This is a genomic window from uncultured Campylobacter sp. (genome assembly GCF_938045465.1).
Classification (GTDB): domain Bacteria; phylum Campylobacterota; class Campylobacteria; order Campylobacterales; family Campylobacteraceae; genus Campylobacter_B.
This window is the reverse complement of the sequence record NZ_CALIBF010000054.1, coordinates 1-4894: the sequence shown is the minus strand read 5'-3', so window position 1 is coordinate 4894 and position 4894 is coordinate 1. Positions and strand designations below refer to the sequence as shown.

Here is a 4894-nt window from a genome sequence, read left to right as displayed (position 1 = left end):
TCTAGAATACAAAAAAACGGTTCAGGATGTTGTATGGCATAGATTTTTATATCATTTGCACCGGCAGATATGCTGTTATCAATAATATCTGCAACAGCCACCTCAAAAGTATACCCTATGTCACGAAGCGATCTAACAAAATTTGCGACATTCGGATTAATTTCTATCGGATCCATCCAACACCGCTACAATCTCTTTTGCGATTTTTTCAACCATCGGCACAACAACAGAATTTCCAGCTTGTTTATACAACTGTGCTCTTGATATGTTTGATGGAAGCATAAAATCTCGCGGAAATCCTTGCAAATTAAAGCATTCTTTTGGGGTTAATCTTCTTATTATACCGTTATTTAATATTATTGGGATATTATGTCCACCAGCACCCATATTTGCAGTCAAGGTAGGGCAAACATTTGATTTATTGGAGCGAACATAATAACGCCTATATTGATAAACAATGTTTTCATCTGTCACACTTTCTACTACTCTACGATGGATTTTATTGCTTTTGTCATTATAAATATCAGATTGAATAACGCACGAATCATCTAGGAAGGATTTTATATTTCTGGGGGTCTTGCTTGTTTCTTTTGGTATTTGAAATCTAGCGGATAATAAATTCTCTTGTTTTGTTTCTAGTATATTTTCTTTTATAGGCTTTTCAAATGAATAGTCGCTTTCATCTTTAAAGCCTACGATATATATTCTTTCCCTCCCTTGTGGTATGTCTGTATACTTTGCAACATTTAGTACAAATGGTATAAAAGAATATCCAGTCTTTTTTATTTCATCTTTAATGATTTTAAAAGTTTTTCCGTTATTATGTGTTGCAAGAGTTTTGACATTTTCTAAAAAATAGGCTTTTGGCCTCAACTCTTTTAATAGTCTCGATACTTCAAAAAAAAGCTTTCCTCGCCCATCTTCAAACCCTTTTCCGTGCCCAGCTTGCGAAAATGGTTGGCAAGGAAATCCTGCAGTAAGTATATCTATACTAGATAGATTTTATTATTTAATTTTTTAACGTCTCCTTCGATAAGATTTATGCTCTTATGATTTAATCTATAAGTCATACAGGCATTCTTGTCAATTTCATTTGCCCAAATAACATCACAATTTGAATTCTTAAATGCTTGACATATACCACCAACGCCAGCAAACAAACTTCCTACTCTATAACTCACAGATACCTTCTTATTTTTTAAGATTTTATAATAACGCTCATTAAATTTTGCTGATTTTATTTTTAAATTTTAGATCGTTGCTTTATATAATTGCAAACAATTTAATTATATTTCGAAGTATGCTTAAAAAGCTATTCAAGTTAAGGTTTCAAATTTCATTCTTAAAATTTAAAGGTAAATCGCGTAAATCTTACCGCTGAGCGCGACACAGTTTTTTTAAATTTAGCGCGCCGTCCTGCGCGTAGCGCGGTTAAAGCTTTTGGCTCGAAATCGCTTTAAATTTATCGCAAGCAAGACGGCGCCGCTTGCTAAATTGAACAAAGCCTGCTTTTACGGGCAAGGGGCTTATGCCTGCGGGCTCCGTGCAGTTTGAAATTAATATGTTAAGACTGAATTAAATGGCGCACGTAAAATTTCATGATTGAATTTTGCCGAGCTTGCTACGTTAAGCGATAATTTTTGAAATTTAAAATTCCACTCGCGGAATTTCAAAAAATTTTCCCGCAGATCGCATATCCCCACAGCGCGGCGTTGAGAAATAGGCTCATCATCACGGCTGTGCTTGCGGTGTCTTTGGCGCCCTTGGCTAGCGGGTGGATTTCGCTCGTGGCAAGATCGACCGCGCGCTCGACGGCGGAGTTTATGCACTCTAGCGCGATGGTAAAGACCGCGCCGAAGATCAAAAATAGATTTAGCACTGCGCCGAAATTCCAAAAAAATAGCGACAGCAGAAGCGGTACGAACACGCAAAGCTCGAGTCTAAAGCTACGCTCGCTGCGAAGCATCTCGGCAAGACCCGCCATCGCGTAGCCCCAGTTGGCAAAAAATCGGTATTTGGGCTGATTGCGCATAATTTTCCTTTAAATTTAGTCAAAATTTCGTATAATCATACCAAAATTTTTAGGCCAAAGGCTAAATTTGAAACTGATTAGTTGGAATGTAAACGGACTGCGCGCAGTACTCGGCAAAGACGGCTTCGCGTGGCTTGCGGAGCAAAACCCCGATTTTTTGGGCTTGCAAGAGATCAAGGTGAGCGAAAAGGACGCTCCGAAAGGGCTTTATGAGCTCGGATTTTCTCAGATCGATCTAAATTCCGCCGCTCGCGCGGGATATTCGGGCGTGGCGAGCTTGGCGAAATTTAAAAGCGAGACGAGCAAGGCGCTGTTTTTCCCCGACGACGAGGGGCGCGTGCTGCAGCACCGCTTCGGCGATGTCGTGCTTTTTAATATCTACTTTCCCAACGGCCAAAAGGACGAGGCGCGGCTGGCCTACAAGATGGAATTTTACGCGAAATTCCTAGCCTACGTGCGCAGTCTTGCAGAACAGGGGCTCGGGGTGATATTTTGCGGCGACGTGAATACCGCGCACCGCGAGATCGATCTTGCAAACCCCAAAGCAAACTCCAAAACCTCGGGCTTTTTGCCGATCGAGCGGGCGTGGCTCGATGAGGTGGAGGCGGCGGGCTTTGTCGATACCTTTCGTGCCGTGCGCGGCGAGCTGCGGGACGCCTACTCGTGGTGGAGCTACCGCTTTAACGCGCGCGCAAAAAACGTAGGCTGGCGGATCGATTATTTTTTCATCTCGGCTAATTTGCGCTCGCGGCTAAAGGATGCTTTCATCCTAAGCGATGTGATGGGCAGCGACCATTGCCCTGTGGGCATCGAGATCGAAATTTAGCCGGGGCAAATTTCACGCCGCGAGCTTTGATCTTGCGCGGCTCGCGGGCAAGGTGAGCGTAGCTTTGCAAGCTAATGCGCGGATTTAAAGAGGCGGTGCGTAAACACAGCGCGATAAAATTTTAAATTTAAGGAGAGAAAATGTTGAGCGATATCGAAATAGCAAATGCGGCAAAGCCGGATAAAATTTCAAAGGTTGCAAAAAATTTGGGGCTTAGTGAGGATGAGATCGAGCTGTACGGCCACTACAAAGCCAAGCTAAATATCAAGCCGCGCCCGCGCGCTTCGAAGCTTATTTTGGTCACGGCGACCAATCCGACGCCGTTTGGCGAGGGCAAGACTACGACCTCCATAGGCCTAGCCGACGCGCTAAAACGCCTGGGCAAAAGCGTCTGCCTTGCGCTGCGCGAGCCGTCGCTCGGACCGGTTTTCGGTATCAAAGGAGGGGCCGCGGGCGGCGGGTACTCGCAGCTGGTGCCGATGGATGATCTAAATTTACATTTTAACGGCGATTTTCACGCGATCACCTCTGCAAATAACCTAATTTCGGCGGTCATAGATAACTCGCTGTATCAAGAAAACCCGCTAAAGATCGAGAAAATTCTATGGAAGCGCTGCATGGATATGAACGATCGCGCGTTGCGCCACATCACCGTAGGACAGGGCGGGCGCACCGACGGAGTAGAGCGTGAGGACGGCTTTAATATCACCGCAGCTAGCGAGATAATGGCGGTTCTGTGCCTCTCGAATGATCTTGCCGAGCTTAAGGAAAACATCGCAAACATCATGGTTGCCTACGATACGCACGGAGAGCCTATATATGTGCGCGATCTGGGCTGCGCGGATGCCGTGGCGATCCTGCTAAAAGACGCGATGAAGCCTAATCTCATCCAAAGCCTAGAGCACACGCCTGCACTCGTGCACGGAGGACCTTTTGCAAATATCGCGCACGGCTGCAACTCCATAATGGCGAGCAAGCTAGCTCTAAGTCTTGCCGATTACGCCGTGACGGAGGCGGGCTTTGGAAGCGAGCTCGGGGCTGAAAAATTTATCGACATCAAGTGCCGCCGCGCGGGTATCGCTCCGGACGCCGCGGTGCTGGTTAGCACGATCCGCTCGCTTAAATACAACGGCGGCGCGGATAAAGAAAGTATCGCGAGCCCAGGTCTGCCCGCGCTTCAAAGAGGCATCGTAAATTTAGGTGGGCATATTGAAATTTTACAAAACTTCGGGCTAAATCCGGTCGTGGCGCTTAATCGCTTCAGCTTCGATAGCGACGACGAGATCGCTTTCGTGCGCGAGTACTGCAAGCAGCGCAGCGTGCAGATGGCGATTTGCGAAAATTTCGCCAAAGGAGGCGAGGGCGCGCTTGAGCTAGCCCGTCTCGTCATAGATGAATGCGAGCGCGCTAAGGAGCTGAAATTCGCCTATGAGCTTAGCGACGATACGGCGAGCAAGATCGAAAAGATCGCTACTAAAATTTACGGCGCGAGCGAGGTCGTTTTTGAGCCCGAGGCGCAAAAGGCACTACAGCACATCAAGGCTTTGGGGCTTGAGCGGCTAAACGTCTGTATCGCAAAGACGCAGTATAGCTTCAGCGACGATGCTAAAGCGCTTGGGCGGGCGCGCGGCTTTAAGCTCAGCGTCAAAGACCTTCAAATCCGCACGGGAGCGAGCTTTATCGTCGCCGTCTGCGGCAAGATAATGCTTATGCCGGGGCTGCCGAAGGTTCCTAACGCGCTAAATATGAGGATCACGGACGAAGGCGTTATAAGCGGGCTGGCGTGATTTGAAATTTTATTTTAGGCGCTCAAAACCAAAGCCGAAAATTCCGCGCTTGGGCGGTAAAATTTAGCTGCGAGCTTCGGCGGCGATAAATTTTGCTTGCAGATTGCGGCGAGTTTATCACGCCCCGGTTTTATCACGTCATGGTTTTGCTATGCCTCGGTTTTATTGCACCGGGTTTTAGCCAGTTGAGTTTTGATTAGTCGGATTAGTCGGATTAGTCGGATTAGTCGGATTAGTCGGATTAGTCGG

General features: G+C 46.6%; 6 protein-coding genes. 2 read left to right on the top strand and 4 right to left on the bottom strand.

The genetic code is table 11. The annotated features are described in order from the left end of the window. The 4 genes from Q0413_RS11215 to Q0413_RS02800 all read right to left on the bottom strand — a co-directional run. The coding region (locus tag Q0413_RS11215; RefSeq protein WP_366939638.1) for an ATP-binding protein at positions 1-176 on the bottom strand (176 nt) is incomplete at its 3' end. Beyond that, positions 157-984 (bottom strand): DNA (cytosine-5-)-methyltransferase, encoded by an 828-nt coding sequence (gene dcm, locus Q0413_RS02810; RefSeq protein ID WP_298987085.1) that lies wholly within the window; start codon positions 982-984, stop codon positions 157-159. The genes dcm and Q0413_RS11215, both read right to left, overlap by 20 nt. 2 nt (positions 985-986) lie before the next feature. Continuing rightward, positions 987-1181, bottom strand: a complete 195-nt coding sequence (locus tag Q0413_RS02805; RefSeq protein ID WP_298987082.1) for a DNA cytosine methyltransferase — start codon at positions 1179-1181, stop codon at positions 987-989. 488 nt (positions 1182-1669) lie between these two features. Beyond that, entirely contained in the window at positions 1670-2032 is a 363-nt protein-coding gene (locus Q0413_RS02800) for a diacylglycerol kinase (RefSeq protein ID WP_298987079.1), read from the bottom strand. Between the two features lie 67 nt (positions 2033-2099). Here Q0413_RS02800 and Q0413_RS02795 point away from each other — a divergent pair, with 67 nt between their 5' ends. Next, the gene (locus Q0413_RS02795) at positions 2100-2858 is read left to right on the top strand and encodes an exodeoxyribonuclease III (protein WP_298987077.1); all 759 of its coding nucleotides are present in this window, start codon (positions 2100-2102) and stop codon (positions 2856-2858) included. Between the two features lie 140 nt (positions 2859-2998). Further along, the gene (locus Q0413_RS02790) at positions 2999-4645 is read left to right on the top strand and encodes a formate--tetrahydrofolate ligase (protein ID WP_298987075.1); all 1647 of its coding nucleotides are present in this window, start codon (positions 2999-3001) and stop codon (positions 4643-4645) included. Positions 4646-4894 lie beyond the last annotated feature (249 nt).